This window comes from Arthrobacter cavernae (assembly GCF_017368795.1).
Classification (GTDB): Bacteria; Actinomycetota; Actinomycetes; order Actinomycetales; family Micrococcaceae; genus Arthrobacter; species Arthrobacter cavernae.
Window position 1 is genome coordinate 24,031 of the sequence record NZ_JAFNLL010000054.1, and the last position, 16,701, is coordinate 40,731.

Below are 16,701 nucleotides of genomic sequence, written 5' to 3' on the forward strand. Positions count from 1 at the left end.
GAAACCATGCTCCCCGAAAACTGGCCTTGTTTTCCATAGCCAGTTTGCAATACTGGTCTTATGTCCGCTTCCCTGAACCCCACCGCGCTGGCCCGGCTCCTCGGTCCGTGGAACACCGGCGCCTCGCCCGCCTACCGCGAACTGGCCGACGTCGTGCGCCTGCTGATCCTGGACGGCCGCATCCCGCTGGACGTCGCACTGCCCAGCGAGCGCGCCCTCGCCGAGACCCTGGGGATGAGCAGGACCACCGTCACGGCCGCGTATGCGGGCCTGCGGGAACAGGGTTTCCTCAGCGGGGGCCAGGGCAGCCGCGGCCGGACGGGCATCCCGCACCGCACCATCCCGGTGAGCGTGCCGGGCATTGCCCTGCCGGACGGGATCCTGGACCTGGCCTACGCCTCGCTGCCGGCCACCGGCGAGGTGGTCCACCGGGCCTTCGCGGACGCTCTGGCGGACCTGCCGGCGCTGCTGCCGGGCTTCGGCTACGACGCCGTCGGGATCCCGGCGCTGCGGGAGGCCATCGCGGAACGATACACCGCCGCGGGCGTGCCCACCACGGCGGAGCAGATCCTGGTGACCTCGGGCGCGCAGCATGCGCTGAACATTGTGCTGCGGACACTCGCGGGCCGGCAGCAGAAGGTGCTGGTGGACCACCCCACGTACCCCAACGCGCTCGACGCCATCCGCGCCTCCGGCTCGCGGATCCTGCCGGTGCCGCTGCCGCCAGCCGGACCGGGCGCCGAGAACGCGGGCTGGGACCTCGACACCATGGTGGCCACCCTGCAGCAGCAGCGGCCCGCCATGGCCTACCTCGTCCCGGACTTCCACAACCCCACGGGCCGGCTCATGTCCGATCTCCAGCGCCGCCGGCTGGTCCGCGCCGCGGAGTCCTCCGGCACGGTGCTGGTGGTGGACGAGACCCTGCGGGCGTTGAACCTCGACGGCGGCAGCACCTCGCCGCTTGCTGCCTTCAGCCCCGCCGTGGTGTCCATCGGCTCGCTCAGCAAGTCGCACTGGGCCGGGCTGCGGACCGGCTGGATCCGCGCCGACGGGGACATGCTGAGCCGCTTCATCGCCACACGGACCACGATGGACCTGGGCGGTCCCGTCGTCGAGCAGCTGGCGGCGGCGCGGCTGGTGGGCTCGTTCGAAGAGCCCCTCGGCGCCCGGCTGTCCACCCTCCGCGAGAACCGGGCCGCGCTCCTGGAACTGCTGGCGGAACACTTGCCGGACTGGCAGCCGGAGCAGCCCCGCGGCGGGCTGACGGCCTGGTGCCGGCTGCCGACGCCGTCGAGCACGGCCCTGACCGTCATCGCCCCCGACTTCGGCATCCGGCTGGCCGCCGGGCCGCGTTTCGGCGCCGGCGGGGCCTTCGAGCAGTACCTGCGCGTGCCGTTCACGCTGCCGCCGGAGCAACTCGAGACCGCCGTCCGGGCCTTGAGCGCGGCGCAGGCCCGGCTCGACGCCTCGCCGCAGCTGCGCCGGACGCTGAAGGAACCGCAAATCGCGGCGATCGCCTGACCGGTTACCCAACCCTGCCCAAAGCCACCAACCCTGCGTTGCGAGGCCCGCTCTACGTGCTTCGGAGGGATCCGGGGACGTAGAGCAGGCCCAGCAACGAACGCTGATTGCTAGCGTCGCGGAGCCGCCGCATGGCCCATGCGCTGCTTCGCAGTGTTGCTGCCCGGGCCGACGGGCACATGCGAGGTTGCCTTGGCCAGCCCAAATTCCGGCATGCCGTTGTAAACCACTTCAATGCCCGACGCCGGCACCTGGTAGGTCTCGTGCCAGACACCCACGTCGCCGCTGCCCGCGACCTCCTTCATGAAGCGCCGCCACGGCCCCAAGTGGGGTGACTCACGGTCCGCGGCGAAGCGACGCAGGTGCTCGGGGCTCTCCCAGTAGCTGAGCAGCATGGTGGTGCGCCCGAACCACTGCTCGGAGCCGAGCATCCCGGCGTCGGGGTTGGCGGCGAGGTGCCCCAGCATCCTGGGCATGGCCGAGGCGACGCGCAGTACCGTTCCCAGCTTCCACCATCGATTGGCGCGCATCCCAATGAGGAACACGGTCACGGATTCGCGTTCCGGGTCGGCCGTGAAGCGGCCCGGGAAGACTTCCTGTGCCATGAGGTTCCTTCGGTCTCGGGAACCCACTGCGGAGTTCCGGTGCTGATAATTGGTTTTCGTAACGACGTTATAAAACAAGGTTATGAAACAATGGATGACATGGCAAGACCCATCGTGCACGATGATTCCCTCAGGCAGCGGCTCCTGGAAGTGACCGCCGAACTCGTGGACCGGGAGGGCCCGGCCCGCGTCACGCTCCGCGACGTCACCTCCGGCGCACAGACCTCCACGACGGCGATCTACTCACTCTTCGGCGGGAAGGCACAATTGCTGACGGCCGCCGTCGACGACGGTTTCCGCTCCTTCGGCGAGTCGCAGCGCGCGGCGGCGGGAGGCGGACTCCTCGCCCTGGGCCGGGCCTACCGCATCTGGGCCTTGGAGCATCCGGCGCTCTACCGGCTCATGTTCGGCAGCGCCATGGCCGCCTATGTGGACTGCAGCCCGACGCCGGCCGTCGCCTCCGAGGCGATGCTGCCCCTCATCGAGGCGGTGGCCGCCGGGCAGGCCGCGGGAACGATGCGCGACGACCGCGTGGAAACCGTCGCCACCGGAATCTGGGGGCAGGTCCACGGGCTGGTGAGCCTGGAGCTGGCGCAAATGGACATCCCCGGGACGGACTGGGCAGGCATCTACGAAGCATCCCTCGAAGCCGTGGTCCGCGCTTGGGCGCGCTGAGCGGGCTTCTCCGAACACGGCAGCTGACTGACGACGCGCAAGCGGCCTGGCGACACCCGAATTCGGGTGTCGCCAGGCCGCTTCCGCGTCACTAGGAGCTATGCGCGTCGCTGAGAACGCGTCCTACGCGTAGACCCTCTCCAGGAAGGTGCCCCAGGCCTGGGCTGTGGCCTCGGAGTCGCCGCTGCCGCTGAACTCGTGCACGGTCATGCCCACGGGAGCGCCGAAGGAGTTACGGCCGAAGAAACGGTACAGGGTATCGGCCGTGCGCAGGCCCAGGAAGTGCTGGTTGGAGAAGTCGATCTCCCCGCTCAGCCGCCCCACGCCGTCGACGTCCAGCTCAACGACGGCCCCCTGGGCAACGCCGTCAACGCCCAGCGCGCGCTTCAAGGCCACGAAACCGTCCGGGACCTGCGAGGCAGCAGGGCCTTGGATGTCGGTGAAGACCACGGGCTTGCCGTCGAAGTACCGCAGGTACTGGCCCAGGGTGTGCAGGTAGAACTCTGTGTGCTTGCTGGCGCCGTCGTACTGCTCGTCCCAGTTGTCAGCGAAGATGCCGCTGTGGACGTAGTGGAGCTTGGCCCGGCCGCCGTCGAGCGGTTCAATCACGTGCTCCAGCTGGTTGAACCAGCCGTCCGGGCCCTCCATGCGGTTGACCAGGTGGTTGGGGTACTCCTCCACGGTATTGACCGACGGCCACTCATCCGTGGGAAACAGCCAAGCCGCGGTGGCGTTGGTGACGGCCTCCCAGACGCGCTCGGGCGTGCCGGGGACTTCGCCGTCGAAGACGATTTCAAATTCGTGGTTGTCAGTCATTGCCTTGGTCCTTTTCTGGTGAGTGCTGCGTGTCTGCTTTGAGTGTGGGGTGAAGTACGACGACGAGCCGGTGCTTGCGTGCCCCGCCCGCCGCGGTGCCAGTCGGCGCGCCGGGGCCACCGTCGTGGTATTTGTCTACCAGCCGCGTTACCGCGACGCCGAGCTCCTCGGCGAAGGCGGCGCGGTCTGCGGCCGTGCGGAAGGTGATTTCGCCGTCGATCGCGAAGCTGGCGAGCTTCTTCTTGGCGGCGGCTGCCCCGGCGATCAGCTTGCCCATCTCCTGGACGGTCCGCGCGGCGAGCGCCAGGAGCCAGAAGGCGGAGAAGCGGTCGGCGAAGCGGCGGGGATCCGGCGCCACGGACGCGAGGGCCACCGGCGAGATCAGGTACGACGCCGCCGTCGCGCGCACAATGCGTTCGGTGACGTTGCCCTTCTTCCGCTCCTCCACAAGCTCCACGAGCCCGTGCCGCTCGAGGGCCTTGAGGTGGTAGTTGACCTTCTGCCGCGGCAGGCCCGCCCTGGCGGCGAGCTGCGTGGCCGAAGCGGGCTCGGCCAGCTCCCGGAGGATGCGCGTGCGGATCGGGTCCAGCGACGCTTCCGCCGCGGCCGGGTCCTCGATCACTTCGATGTCCAGCATGCTTCCATTCTGCCTACCGACAACTTTTCTTGTCAAGAACTTTTTCCTCGTCGGCATCCGACTCGATGGTTCCCTGCACGTTCGGCGTTGGGCAACATCTGGCACGAAGGGAACCATCGAAACGGCGGTGGGGGCACGGGCGGGAGGCCCGGGCCCACGCCCGCAACGCGGCCCCCGCACGTCAAAGTAGAATGGACCGGTGATGCAATCCCCCCTCCCCGTGCGCGACGGCGTCAACGCCACCCGTCTGCGCCTCCCGGACGAGGGGCCCTGGGCCACCGCGATGGACTACATGATGCACCGCTGGGGCCACATCGACCCCCAGGGCATCGAGGACCGTTTCGACGCCGGCGAGATCGTGGGCGAGGCTGGCGTCCCCCTAGACCGGGCCACCAAGCTCGAGGAGCACACCTTCATCTGGTACTACCGCACGCTGCCGCCGGAGACCCGCATGCCGGTGGAGCTCAGCATCCTGCACCAGGACGAGCACCTGCTGGTGGTGGACAAGCCGCACTTCCTGCCCACCACCCCGGGCGGCACCTACATCCAGGAATCCGCGCTTGTCCGGCTCCGGAACCAGCTCGACCTCCCGGACCTCATCCCCATGCACCGCCTGGACCGCATGACCGCCGGCGTGCTGCTGCTCTCCACCAACCCGGAGACGCGCGGCAAGTACCAGGTCCTGTTCGAAAAGCGCCAGGTGCAGAAGGAGTACGAGTGCGTCTCGGCCGCCGCACCTGCGCCGGGGTATCCCGCCGTCGAGTTCCCCGCCGTCGTGCGCAACCGCATGACCAAGTCCCGCAGCTACCTGCTGGCCGAAGTGGTCGACGGCGAACCGAATGCGGAGACCCGCATTGAGCTGCTGAAAGCGTTCGACGCCGGGATGCCCGACGGCGGCGACGGTCATCGCGGCGGTCCCCGGCCAGGCGCGGCGCGCCGCGCGCTGTACCGCCTGGAGCCGCACACCGGCAAGACCCACCAGCTGCGCGTGCACATGGCCTCGCTGGGGCTGGGCATCGTGAATGACGCGTTCTACCCCGATCTGCTGGACAAGGCCCCGGACGACTACACCAGGCCGCTGCAGCTGCTGGCCCGCGGCATCCGTTTCGTGGACCCCATCGCCAAGGAGCCGGTGGAATACCGCAGCCGGCTGGAGCTAAGCGAGTACACCGGCCGACTGCACGGGCATCTTCCATAAGACACCACGGTCAGCGGCTTTCCAAGCCGGATGGGGCTATCATATTACTGTGCTGAAGTAAAGTTTGGTATGTCGAAACAACATGGCATGTCGAACCATATGTGGCCCCGCTGGGGATCGAAGACTGGGGCCGATTCGGGGTCTCCTACGGGTGGCCGTCCCTTCTCTGGGAACGAGAAAAACCCTCATGCAGAAATTCACCAAAATCATTGTCGGGGGCGCCGTGGCTTCGGTAGCCTTCCTGTCCCCGTTGGCGGCGGCCGTGTCCACGACCCCCGCAACGCAGCCCGCGCCTTTGGAGCTTGTAAACGTGGTGGTCCTTGACGCCACGACCGTCGAGGCCGTGTTCAACAACCCCTTGGATCGGGGCGTGATGGAGGCCATTCCGTCGGCTGTCTTCAACGTGCCGCACTTCAACCACAGGTTTCCCCACGCCCATGTTGTGACCGCCGTCAAGGTGTCGCCTGACGGCCTCACCGCGCGGGTGACTCTCGCCCGGGCTCTTCACTCGGATAATCCTCCCTGTGACACCGAAGAGCCGCGCTGCTCCAAGGATCCGCTGCCGTTCATCATCTCCGAGGCGAAGGATATCTTCGGCCAGACCGTAACGGACGACGAATTCGAGGTGCTGTCCACGGGAGCAAAGGACTGAGTCACACCCATTCCACATCCCTCTCCAACCGGACAAAGGCCCCGCCCGGGGCCTTTTTCTGTACCGCATGGTGATTCCGGGACGCTTGCACGGTTGCCGGGCATACCGGCGTCGGCCGGAAGTTAGCCCAGCACCGCGCGGAAAATCTGTGCGGTTTCCGCACTGAACAACACGAATTCCACCGTCTCCACGCCGCTGTCCGGCGCCGCTGCCCCGTAGCCGCGGACGGCGTCGAACGCCACTGACGCGACCTCGCGGGCATCCCAGCCATAGACGCCAGCGCTCACCGCCGGGAAGGCAAGCGAGCGGGCGCCCAGCGAGTCGGCCACGCGCAGGCTCTCGCTGAAGCAGGAAGCCAGCAGCGCGGGGTCAGTCTGGCCCGCGTGACGGTTGGGGCCCACGGTGTGGATGACCCATCGCGCCTGCAGATTGAAGCCGGGGGTCCCGACGGCGGCGCCCACCGGGAGTCCGTCCGGCAGCACCGTGGCACGTAGTTCACGGCAGGCCTCCAACAGCCGGGGACCAGCGACGCGGTGGATGGCACCGTCCACACCTCCGCCGCCCAGCAACGATGAATTGGCGGCGTTGACGATCGCGTCCACGGGCCGGGCGGTGATGTCGCCTTCAACAATCTCGATACGCATGCCGCCAGTCTGCCACCGGGCAGCTCTGGATGACACCCGGCATCACTGGATGGCAGAGGCTGGCGTGGCCCTACTGGTATTTCCTGGCGGGCCGGCACCTGAGCAGCGGCCGGCGACCGGCCCGCGGCGGCGGGCCCACATGCGGTAATTTGTGCCCATGGACATGACCACCGCCGAGGGCTGGGGAACCGCGATCTACCTCTGGATCATCCCCGTGGTGCTCGGCGATGCCATTTTCCCGCCCGTGCCCTCCGAGATGGTGGTCATCACCGGCGGCGCGCTGGCGGCAGGCGGGCACGTCAACCCCTGGCTGATCGGGCTGCTCGCGGCTTCTGCGTCATGGGTCGGGGACATGCTGGTCTTCCAGCTCTTCAAGCGCCGTCTCAGCCATGTGCTGGACCGCTGGGCGTGGGGCCGCAAGGTGCACCGCGGCATCCACCAAGCCATCGCCAAGGCAGGCCGGTCCTCCACCTACGGCACCATTATCGGCGCCCGGTTCATCCCCGGCGGGCGCCTCGCGACCTCTGCCGCAGCGGGAATCGCCGACGTTTCGACGCGGGGATTCAGCCTCTGTGCCGGGTTGGGCGGGATTCTGTGGGCGGTGTGGCAGACCGGGCTGGGCTACTTTGCCGGCTCGACGACGAACCTTCCGTTCTGGGCCAGCTCGCTGATCGGCGTCGGCGTGGGTCTGCTGATCGGCGTCGGCGTAGGTGTGATCGTCACGCGGCGGCGCGGCAACCGCTCGCCGGTGGACGAGCCGGGCGCCGACTGAGGCGGTGGCTAGGTCCGCGGCAGGGACTGTTTTGCCGGCGCTTAGCGTTCAGCCCCTCCCCAAGCTTCGCAAGCTCAGCTCGGGTCCTTGGGGCTTCTCTTCCTCCCGCCGCACGGCCTCAGTCGCTGGGCGACTTCCACCATGCTCTGGTCGGCGATGCGCGCCTACGCAAAATAGTCCCTGCCGCTGGGAGCACCTCTTAGAACACCGGGCGCCAGGTCTCGACGGCGTCATCACCTACCGCCACTACCTCGCGCCAGCGGTCGAACACCGAGCAGGGGTGGGAGATGCCCAGGTCCACGACGTCGCCCACTTCCAGCCCTGCGGCGTCGTCCACGATGGCGTGGTGGTCGAAGAGGCGGGTCAGTGTGGCGCCGGCACCGGCAGACAGGAGGGCCCCGTCACGGTACCGGGCCACGATCACCGGGAGGCCGGCGTCGTACGCCAGCTCGCGCTTGCCCGCGTTCAGGACCACCCGCCCGGATTCCGGGGCGGAGATCACCAGCGCCCGGACCACCACCGCGGCGGTGAGGCCGGGGACCGGGGAGACGCCCTGGTACGTTCCGTGGTCATGCACCACGTAGCAGCCCGAACGCAGCACGTTGACGGAAGCTTTGCGCGGCAGGAACATCGCCGCACGGTCCTGGAACGCCGAGCCGCCGTTGCTGAAGACCGGCGGCTCCACCTCGAAGGTGGCGTGCAGTTCATCGAAAATGTCGCGGGCCAGGCGGCAGTGCGAATCGATCCCGGCCAGGTTTTCATCCGTCCGGGTGTTCGGTGCCACGCCCTCGTAGGCGCTGACGCCGGCCAGCAGCAGCCCGCCGGCGGTAAGAATCTCCGCGGCCAGGGGCCCGGCTTCGGCTTCGCTGCGGATGCCGGTGCGGCCGCCGGGGGTTCCGACGTCGATCAGCACGTTAAGGGGCCGGGGCGCGCCGTCGAACATCTCGGCCATGGCCCGCACGCCCGCCACCGAATCGGCCAGGCAGTAGATTTCCAGCTCCGGCGAGGCCGCCAGCCAGGCACGCAGCTGCTCGAGGTGGCCGCGGAACAGCACCTCGTTCGCGATGAGGATCCGGCTGGCGCCCCACTCCATGGCCTGTGCGGCCTGCGCGGTGGTCGCCACGGTCACGCCCCAGGACCCGGGCAGCTGCCGCCGGACAATTTCACCGGTCATGGTGGTCTTGATGTGCGGCGCCAGCACCATGCCGTGCTCCTGCGTCCAGGCCTCCTTGATGCCGATATTGCGCTCGACGGCGGCAACGTCCAGGAGCATCTGGGGCAGGGTGTGGAGCGGGAGGGTGGCGTCAAGGTGCGGCATGCGGAGCTGTCTTTCTCTGGGACTGGGTTCCCAGAGATCCTATCCCTGCCCTCAGACAGGCGCCCACTTGCCGCGGCTGCGGCGCAGCACGTAAAGGTTCCCGGTCAGCGCAACGCGTTCGACGGCGTCGCGCATCATGGCTGCCGACTCGCGGGCCTCGCTGTTCTCGCCCCGGTAGTCGCGCGAATCGACGAGAAAACGGAGGCTGATCTGGGGGACGCCGCCCACAATGTCCAGCTGGTTCGACTCCACGTGGTGCCGCGTTTCCAGGGCCTCCACGGCGGCGGCCATCACGGCTTCGGGCGGATTTCCCGGCTTGAGCCCGGTGACCTTCAACTTGGCTTGGAACGACGGCATCCACCAACCCTAATAGGCGCGCGGTGACTCCCGCACGAGACGGGCCGCGGGCCTCCGTGAAGGAGCGCATCGCGGTCGATCGCGTCGCATAGGTCGCTCAGCGACCGGAGCGGCGCATATCGGCCGTGTCTAAGCGACGGCGGAGGGCCGTTGCCCGGCGAACCCGACCGCCCCCGGCTGTCTTACCCCGTGTTGCGCAGGCCTGCGGCCACCCCGTTGACGGTGATGAGCATGGCGCGCTGCAGGCGGTCGTCGATCTCGGCGCCGGAGATGGAGGCCTCGCGGACGCGGCGCAGCAGCTCCACCTGCAGGTAGCTGATGGGATCCAGGTACTGGTCGCGGATCTCGAGCGAGCGCTTCAGGGTGGGCTGGGCTTCCAGCAGCTCGGTTTCGCCGGTGAGGAGCTCCACTTCGGCCACGGTGAGCTCGTATTCCTCGCGGATCACCTTGAACAGGCGGTGCAGTTCCTCCGGGACCAGCGATGACACGTAGTGCCCGGCGATGTCCATGTCCGTCTTGGCCAGCGTCATTTCGACGTTGGAGATCACGGACTGGAAGAAGTGCCAGCGGCCCATCATCTCGGCGAGTTCGGCCGTGTTCCCGGCCTCGCGCGCAGCCTTCAGGCCCGAGCCCACGCCGAACCAGCCCGGCACGATCTGCCGCGACTGCGTCCAGCCGAACACCCACGGGATGGCCCGCAGGCCGCCCAGGCCGGCGCCGGAATCCGGGCGCTTGGACGGGCGCGAACCCATGTTGAGCGAGCCCAGCTGCTCCACGGGCGTGGAGGCCAGGAAGTAGGCCGGCAGATCGGGGTCGTCGATCAGCGTGCGGTACTGCGCAAACGCGGCGTCCGAGATGGTCTCCATGACGTGGGCGAAGCGCTCGCGCTCGTCCTCGGAGGTACGCGGGGCACGGTGCAGTGCCGAGCCCTGCATCACCGCGGCCAGGGACAGTTCGAGGTTTTCGCGGGCAAGCTCCGGCAGGGAGTACTTGTCCGAGATGACCTCGCCCTGCTCGGTGAACTTGATTTCGCCTTCGAGCACGCCGTTGGGCTGGGCCATGATGGCGTCGTAGGTGGGTCCGCCGCCGCGGCCAACGGAGCCGCCGCGGCCGTGGAACAGGCGCACGCGCACGCCGTGCTTGGCGGCGACGTCGCGCAGTTTGCGCTGGGTCTTGTGGATCTCCCACTGGCTGGTCATGACGCCGGATTCCTTGTTGGAGTCCGAGTAGCCGAGCATGATTTCCTGGACGTCGCCGCGGAGCCGGACCAGCTCGCGGTAGGAGGGGTCGGAGAGCAGCAGGTCCACGATCTCGGCCGAGGCACGCAGTTCCTCCACCGTTTCCAGCAGCGGCGCAAAGCCGATCTTGGCGTACGGCTCCCCTCCGAAAAGGTCGACCAGCCCGGCCTCGCGGGCCAGGACCGCGGCGGCCAGGACGTCGTCGGCACCGCGGGTCATGGAGATGATGTACGTTTCCACAACGTCCGGGCCGTAGGTGTGCAGGGCGTGGCGGATGCTGCGGAAGACGTCGTAGGTGCGGTCGCCGTCGCCGTCGAGCTTGATCGGGTGCCCGGACAGCGGCCGGCGCGAGGCCAGTTCCGCGCCCAGGACCTCGAAGCGCTCCTCCCGGCTCAGCGAGGCGTAGGGCTTCCCCAGGGCGAGCCGGTCCATAAGCTGCCCGACGGCGTCGTGGTGGTAGTCGGCGTGCTCGCGGATGTCCAGGGTGGCCAGGTGCAGGCCGAAGGAGGCGATGGCGCGGCGGACGCGGGCCAGGGCGCCGTCGGCGGCGAGCCCTGCCGAGTGGTTGCGCAGCGAGGTTTCGAGCAGCCCGAACTCGGCCAGCACGTCCGAGGTGGCTGCGTAGTCGCGGCCGGGCTCGTGGTAGGCGGAGGCTGCGATGCGGCGGCCGGTGTTGATGAGCTTGGCCTTGATGCAGGTCAGCTTCAGCCTGTACGGCTCCTGGGCGTTGAGCTCCAGGATGCGCTTGTCCAGGCCGGGCAGGTTCTTGAGGTCGACGGCGATCGAGTCCAGGAGCTCCTGGTCCGCACCGAACAGGGCGGTGGAGTTTGAGAGCGTGGAGATGAGCTCGTCGATCAGGGCGATGCTGATGCGCACGGCGTTCTGGTTCTGCAGCTGCAGGATCTCGCGCGTCACTGCGGCGGTGACGTTCGGGTTGCCGTCGCGGTCTCCGCCGATCCAGGATCCGAAGCGGATGGGCGCGTTCCGGGCCGGCAGCGCCACGCCGTGTTCGGCCAGCAGCTCGGAGAAGTCGGTGAGCATTTCCGGCATGGCGTCGGTGAGGATGCTGCTCAGGTAGTAGATGGCGTTGCGGGCCTCATCCACGGGGGTCGGCCGGACCTGGCGGAGTTCGTCCGTCTGCCACATCTGGTCGATGATTTCGGCCAGCTGGCGGTCCTGGCGGCGCCGGGCGGACGTACCCTCGGCCGTGGGCTGGGCCAGCACATCGGACAGCTTGCGGACCTTGTCCAGCACGGAGCGGCGGGACGCCTCGGTGGGGTGGGCGGTGAAGATCGGGCGGACGTCCAGCTGGTTAACGACGTCCTGCAGCGTCTGCGGGCCGGCCTGCTCGGCGATTTCGGTGACAGCCTTGGCGAGCCAGCCGTCCTTCTCCTGGCGGGTGCGCAGTCCGCGGACCCGGTGGACCTGCTCGGCGGCGTTGCTCAGGTGGAAGTAGAAGGCGAAGGCGCGGACCAGGTCGGTCGCCTGGTCCAGGGGCAGGGAGGCGAGCAGTTCGCGGACCTGGGCGACGACGTCGTGCGCGCTCCACGGACCGGTGGCATCGGCGCCGCCCCGCGCGGCTTCCTTGGATTCCTTGGTGAGCAGGCGGACCTGCTCCACCAGCGCGAGGAGCTCGGGGCCGTGCTGGCGCACCAGCGATTCGCCGAGCAGCGTGGACACACGCCGGACGTCGGCGCGCAGCTCCGCCGCGAGGTCAGTGTCTTGATGGGCAGCGTCAACCATGAATGTACCTTCGAAGTATGGGTGTGGCTTCGTACACTGCGCTGGATACCGTGAGCCGGATTACATAGGAATCTTACCCGCCCCGGGCCCGACGGCGGGAAATGCGTCACGGAGGCGGCCCACCGCTGGTTAAGCTGCGGGGGCTAGGGTATCCCCCGGGGACAACGCGCCATGGTGTCCACTGTTGTGTCCACCCCGGCCTAGGAATGGAGTACTGATGGGCAGCCCTCAACCGGCGATGCTCCGCAGGCTGGGGACGTTCGACGCCGTGGTGATCGGCCTGGGGTCGATGATCGGCGCCGGCGTCTTCGCCGCGTTCACGCCGGCCGCCACAGCCGCGGGCTCCGGCTTGCTGATCGGCCTGGTGATCGCGGCCATCGTGGCCTTCTGCAACGCCACGTCCTCGGCCCAGCTGGCCGCCCAATACCCTGCGTCCGGCGGCACGTACGTCTACGGGCGGGAGCGGCTGGGTGCCTGGCCGGGCTTCCTGGCCGGCTGGGGATTCGTGATCGGCAAGACCGCAAGCAGTGCGGCCATGGCGCTGACCTTCGCCGCCTATGCCGCGCCAGCCGGGTGGGAGCGCCCGACGGCGGTCGCCGCCGTCGTGCTTCTGGCCGCGGTCAACTACCGTGGCATCACCCGTACCGCCGCGCTGACCAGGATCATTGTGGTGGCGGTGCTCGCGGCGCTCGCCGTTGTAGTGGCGGCCGCGTGGGTGCCGGGAGCCGCCGATCCGGAACGGATCGTGCCCGAGGGCCCGGGCGGCCTGCTGGGGCATGGCTGGTACGGCATCCTGCAGTCCGCCGGGCTGCTGTTTTTCGCTTTTGCCGGCTACGCGCGCATCGCAACGATGGGCGAGGAGGTCCGGAATCCGCGGCGGACCATCCCCCGCGCGATCGTCCTGGCGCTGGGGATTGCCGTGGCCGTCTATGCCGTCATCGCCGTCACGGTCCTCTCCGTGCTGGGACCGGAGGGGGTTGCCGCGAGCGGAACACCCCTGGCCGACGCCGTGGTGGCGGGCTCGTGGTCCTGGGCCGGGCCGCTGGTCCGCGTCGGCGCCGCCCTGGCATCGCTCGGTGCGCTGCTGGCCCTGATTGCAGGGCTCGGACGCACCACCCTGGCGATGGCCCGCGAAGCCGATCTGCCGCGCTGGCTGGCCGCCGTCCACCCGAAGTTCCGGGTGCCGCACCGTGCCGAGCTGGTCCTGGCCGGCGTCATCTGCACCATCGTGCTGTTCGCCGATCTGAGGAACGCGATCGGATTCTCCTCCTTCGGCGTGCTGATCTACTATCTGGTCGCCAACATCGCGGCCTGGACGCAGACCCGCGCTGACCGCCGGTACCCGTGGTTCCTGCAGCTGCTGGGGGCCGCAGCCTGTGTGGCCCTGGTGGCGACGCTGCCCCTGCCCGCCGTCGTTGCCGGCCTGGTGATGTTCGCCGCGGGCGCGCTGTACCGGACGGTGCGGATGCGGCTGGCGTCCGGGTAGGGCAGCCGGGCCTTCCGGGAATGGCCTCCGTGGGTGCATGGTTGAAGGCAATGACACCGCCCGCCACACTGGAGGAACCATGAGCACCTCAGCCCCCGCAACCGACGCCCAGCTGGAACGCTGGCAGCGCTTCCGCGCAGGCCGCAACGAGGCGCTCGCGGCCGAGCACGGCTGGCTGACACTCACCTCGTTCCAGTGGCTCGAATCCGAGCCTTCCGCCGTCGAGCTCGTTCCCGGGCTGTGGTCCACGGACGGCACGACGGCGACACTCACCGCGGGCGCGACCGACGGGCTCACGCTCGTGGAGACCGGGGAGCCCGTCGATGGGACTATTTCAGCCACGCTCCAGGACGAGGAATCGCTCATGTGGGTGCAGTACGGCGGCTCCGACGGCACGCAGGTGGTGGTGGAACTGGCCATGCGGGCGGACAAGTACGCCATCCGCACGCGCGACGATTCATCGCCCGTGCTGACGGAGTTCGACGGCGTTCCCACCTATGAGTTCGACCCTGCCTGGGTGCTCGAGGGACGGTTCGAGGCCTACCCCGAGCCCGTGGATGTGCCGATAGCCACGGCCAACCCCTTGGTGGACGGTGTGCACCGTTCCGTGGGCGAGATCGTGTTCCGGGTGCCGGGCGTGCCCCACGAGGTCCGCCTGCATGCCGAGGCAGAAAAGCTCGGTGCCCTGAACGTCACGTTCCACGACGAGACGAACGGCAACACCACGGACGACTGGCGCAAGGTCGTCGTGCCCCGGCCCCGGCCGGACGGCAGCGTGGTGCTGGACTTCAACCGCGCCATCAACTACCCCAGCGCGTTCACCCCGTACGGAACGTGCCCCATGCCGGTGAAGGGCAATTCCATCGACGTCTTTGTCGAGGCAGGCGAAAAACTCCCCTAGGCCTCCAAGGCGGCTTTATGCGGCGATTATTGGGATTTCCTTGCGGGCCAGCACCCTGCGCGTGATCCAGTGCTCCAGATCGATTGTGAGTCGATATTTCCCCGGTGCTGGGGGACGCAGCAGCACCTCGCCGGTGGCGGTCTGCGACGGCTCGGAATGGCAGTGCATCGGGTATTTCCAGTCCACGCTGCGCGTATTCCAGACTTCATCGATGGACTCCGGGGACGTTTCATCGGCAGTATCGCGTCCTTCCGTTCCAGCGGACCCAGCTCGGTAACGTCCTCCCACTGCTGCAGCGCCACGTGCCCCTCGGACGTGAAAAAACCGCCGTTGCGCGGGAGCAGTGTTCCGTTGCGGCTCACGGTCCAGATGTGGTTGCCATGGAAATGCAGCAGGTGGGACACGATGCCCGGATTTACGAACCTCATCAGCACCGCAAATACCGGGCCACCGAGTTCAGGAAATTCCTCACCAGGATCGACGCCCAGGTCCCCGAGGGCCTAGACGTGCACCTGATCTGCGACAACTACCAGACACACAAGACTCCGGCCGTGAAGACAAGGCTGCAGAACCACCCACGTTTCCACATGCATTTCACCCCGACCTACTCCTCCTGGCTGAACCAGGTCGAACGGTTCTTCGGCTTCGTCACCGAGGACCTGCTGCGCCGCAGCGATCACAGCAGCGTCCAGTCGCTCGAAGCCGACATCCGCAAGTGGGTCAGCGAATGGAACACCAACCCCACACCCTTCACCTGGACAAAGACGGCAGAACAGATCCTCGAATCAATCGGCCGACTTCTGAACCGAACTTCAGGCGCAGGACACTAGGTGGCGGGCAGGCCTGGCACTGTCAAACCGTGGGCCGCCCTGTCCGACCTTCGCCGCAGGCGGCCGCATCAGCTGTCCGAGCGCGGTTGACGCCGTCTGGATCTGTGAACGATAGGCCTGTGTTCCGCGACGCCGCCGGTCCGTCCACGCACCCAACAGATTGAGTGCGCGGACGGCGGCCGGAGTGCATCAGTGTACCAGTGTGGCTTCCGACTATGTCCCGGCTCCCTGAGGGTGGCCGCCGGGACTTGCGTCCCACTAGCTTCAGCGGCAGGCCTGGCCGAGGCAGGATGCCTGCCAGCAGCCCTCACTGGATGTTAGCGCCTGGCTGGGCGAGAGTCCTGGCTCAACCAACAGACCCAGTTACAGACGCAGCCAGGGTAGTGACTACAGTCGCAGCCAGGGTTGTGACTACCGGGGTCGGTGCCGGAGCAGGGGCCGGTGCCGCGTTGGCTGCCGTGGAGGCACCCAACATGGCGACCGAGGTGGCGCCCAGGGTTGCCTGAACCGTCACCGGGGCCACGACTTGCGTTCCAGCTGCCACACCGAGGCTGCCGGAGGTGGTTGCCGCAGGCTCCGGTGCAGGAGCAGGCTCCGGTGCAGGAGCAGGCTCCGGAGCGGGAGCAGGCTCCGGAGCGGGAGCAGGGGCTGGTGCTGGAGCCGGGTTTGCTGCCGTGGAGGCACCCAGCATGGCGACCGAGGTGGCGCCCAGGGTTGCCTGAACCGTCACCGGGGCCACGACTTGCGTTCCAGCTGCCACACCGAGGCTGCCGGAGGTGGTTACCGCAGGCTCCGGTGCAGGCTCCGGTGCAGGCGCCGGTGCAGGCTCCGGTGCAGGCTCCGGTGCCGGCTCCGGTGCCGGCTCCGGTGCAGGCTCCGGTGCAGGCTCCGGGGCAGGCGCCGGTGCAGGAGCAGGCTCCGGTGCAGGAGCAGGCTCCGGAGCGGGAGCAGGCTCCGGAGCGGGAGCAGGGGCAGGAGCGGGAGCCGGGTTTGCTGCCGTGGAGGCACCCAGCATGGCGACCGAGGTGGCGCCCAGGGTTGCCTGAACCGTCACCGGGGGCACGACTTGCATTCCAGCTGCCACACCGAGGCTGCCGGAGGTGGTTGCCCCCGGTGCTGGAGCAGGCGCCGGCGCGGGAGCCGTGTTGGTTGCCGTTGACTGACCCAGCAGGCCCAACGACGCTGCGCCCAGATTGATGGGGATGTTGATCGGGGCGATGATCTGCGTGCCGGACAGGATGCCGTCCGAGCCGATCGTGGTGTCCGTCGCGCTGGCGGCGGTGGCGCCGAGGGCAAGCAGCCCGCCGG

Annotated in this window: 17 protein-coding genes; 8 read left to right on the forward strand and 9 right to left on the reverse strand. The window is 68.5% G+C overall.

Annotation, left to right across the window (positions count from 1 at the left end; all coding sequences use genetic code 11):
- Positions 1-60: 60 nt before the first annotated feature.
- Positions 61-1,521, forward strand: a complete 1,461-nt coding sequence (gene yczR, locus J1902_RS17310) for a MocR-like transcription factor YczR (protein WP_207617592.1) — start codon at positions 61-63, stop codon at positions 1,519-1,521.
- A 110-nt stretch (positions 1,522-1,631) separates the two neighbouring features.
- Here yczR and J1902_RS17315 read toward each other — a convergent pair whose 3' ends face one another.
- Entirely contained in the window at positions 1,632-2,126 is a 495-nt protein-coding gene (locus tag J1902_RS17315) for a DUF4188 domain-containing protein (protein WP_207617594.1), read from the reverse strand.
- A 99-nt stretch (positions 2,127-2,225) separates the two neighbouring features.
- Here J1902_RS17315 and J1902_RS17320 point away from each other — a divergent pair, with 99 nt between their 5' ends.
- Positions 2,226-2,801, forward strand: a complete 576-nt coding sequence (locus J1902_RS17320) for a TetR/AcrR family transcriptional regulator (protein WP_242702158.1) — start codon at positions 2,226-2,228, stop codon at positions 2,799-2,801.
- A gap of 123 nt (positions 2,802-2,924) precedes the next feature.
- Here J1902_RS17320 and J1902_RS17325 read toward each other — a convergent pair whose 3' ends face one another.
- Both J1902_RS17325 and J1902_RS17330 read right to left on the reverse strand, forming a co-directional pair.
- The gene (locus J1902_RS17325) at positions 2,925-3,617 is read right to left on the reverse strand and encodes an SRPBCC family protein (RefSeq protein WP_207617598.1); all 693 of its coding nucleotides are present in this window, start codon (positions 3,615-3,617) and stop codon (positions 2,925-2,927) included.
- The gene (locus J1902_RS17330) at positions 3,610-4,254 is read right to left on the reverse strand and encodes an ArsR/SmtB family transcription factor (protein ID WP_207617600.1); all 645 of its coding nucleotides are present in this window, start codon (positions 4,252-4,254) and stop codon (positions 3,610-3,612) included. The genes J1902_RS17325 and J1902_RS17330 overlap by 8 nt, the downstream gene beginning before the upstream one ends.
- A 202-nt stretch (positions 4,255-4,456) precedes the next feature.
- On the opposite strand from J1902_RS17330, the gene J1902_RS17335 reads away from it, so the two are divergent.
- Positions 4,457-5,452, forward strand: a complete 996-nt coding sequence (locus J1902_RS17335) for a pseudouridine synthase (RefSeq protein ID WP_207617602.1) — start codon at positions 4,457-4,459, stop codon at positions 5,450-5,452.
- A gap of 187 nt (positions 5,453-5,639) precedes the next feature.
- On the forward strand, positions 5,640-6,104 hold the full coding sequence (locus tag J1902_RS17340) for a hypothetical protein (RefSeq protein WP_207617603.1): 465 nt from the start codon (positions 5,640-5,642) through the stop codon (positions 6,102-6,104).
- Positions 6,105-6,226: 122 nt separating this feature from the next.
- On the opposite strand, the gene J1902_RS17345 is transcribed toward J1902_RS17340, so the two are convergent.
- Complete coding sequence (locus J1902_RS17345; RefSeq protein WP_207617605.1) at positions 6,227-6,748, reverse strand: O-acetyl-ADP-ribose deacetylase; 522 nt, start codon at positions 6,746-6,748, stop codon at positions 6,227-6,229.
- Between the two features lie 157 nt (positions 6,749-6,905).
- On the opposite strand from J1902_RS17345, the gene J1902_RS17350 reads away from it, so the two are divergent.
- Positions 6,906-7,520: a DedA family protein gene (locus tag J1902_RS17350; protein WP_207617607.1), complete on the forward strand. Its 615-nt coding sequence runs from the start codon at positions 6,906-6,908 to the stop codon at positions 7,518-7,520.
- A 199-nt stretch (positions 7,521-7,719) separates the two neighbouring features.
- Here J1902_RS17350 and J1902_RS17355 read toward each other — a convergent pair whose 3' ends face one another.
- From J1902_RS17355 to ppc, 3 genes are all read right to left on the reverse strand, one after another.
- The gene (locus J1902_RS17355) at positions 7,720-8,838 is read right to left on the reverse strand and encodes an alanine racemase (RefSeq protein WP_207617609.1); all 1,119 of its coding nucleotides are present in this window, start codon (positions 8,836-8,838) and stop codon (positions 7,720-7,722) included.
- A gap of 51 nt (positions 8,839-8,889) precedes the next feature.
- Positions 8,890-9,195 (reverse strand): hypothetical protein, encoded by a 306-nt coding sequence (locus J1902_RS17360; RefSeq protein WP_207617611.1) that lies wholly within the window; start codon positions 9,193-9,195, stop codon positions 8,890-8,892.
- Between the two features lie 182 nt (positions 9,196-9,377).
- Positions 9,378-12,176 (reverse strand): phosphoenolpyruvate carboxylase, encoded by a 2,799-nt coding sequence (gene ppc, locus J1902_RS17365; RefSeq protein ID WP_207617613.1) that lies wholly within the window; start codon positions 12,174-12,176, stop codon positions 9,378-9,380.
- Positions 12,177-12,393: 217 nt separating this feature from the next.
- Between ppc and J1902_RS17370 the strand changes: the two genes are divergently transcribed.
- Entirely contained in the window at positions 12,394-13,662 is a 1,269-nt protein-coding gene (locus tag J1902_RS17370; protein ID WP_207617615.1) for an APC family permease, read from the forward strand.
- Positions 13,663-13,741: 79 nt separating this feature from the next.
- Positions 13,742-14,563 (forward strand): DUF1684 domain-containing protein, encoded by an 822-nt coding sequence (locus tag J1902_RS17375; RefSeq protein ID WP_207617617.1) that lies wholly within the window; start codon positions 13,742-13,744, stop codon positions 14,561-14,563.
- 15 nt (positions 14,564-14,578) lie between these two features.
- Here the strand turns inward: J1902_RS17375 and J1902_RS17380 are convergent, their stop codons facing one another.
- On the reverse strand, positions 14,579-14,749 hold the full coding sequence (locus J1902_RS17380; protein ID WP_207617619.1) for a hypothetical protein: 171 nt from the start codon (positions 14,747-14,749) through the stop codon (positions 14,579-14,581).
- A gap of 194 nt (positions 14,750-14,943) precedes the next feature.
- Between J1902_RS17380 and J1902_RS17385 the strand changes: the two genes are divergently transcribed.
- Positions 14,944-15,393, forward strand: a complete 450-nt coding sequence (locus J1902_RS17385) for a transposase (RefSeq protein ID WP_372434586.1) — start codon at positions 14,944-14,946, stop codon at positions 15,391-15,393.
- 346 nt (positions 15,394-15,739) lie between these two features.
- Here the strand turns inward: J1902_RS17385 and J1902_RS17390 are convergent.
- A partial coding sequence (locus tag J1902_RS17390; RefSeq protein WP_207617622.1) for a chaplin family protein occupies positions 15,740-16,701 on the reverse strand: 962 nt, incomplete at its 5' end.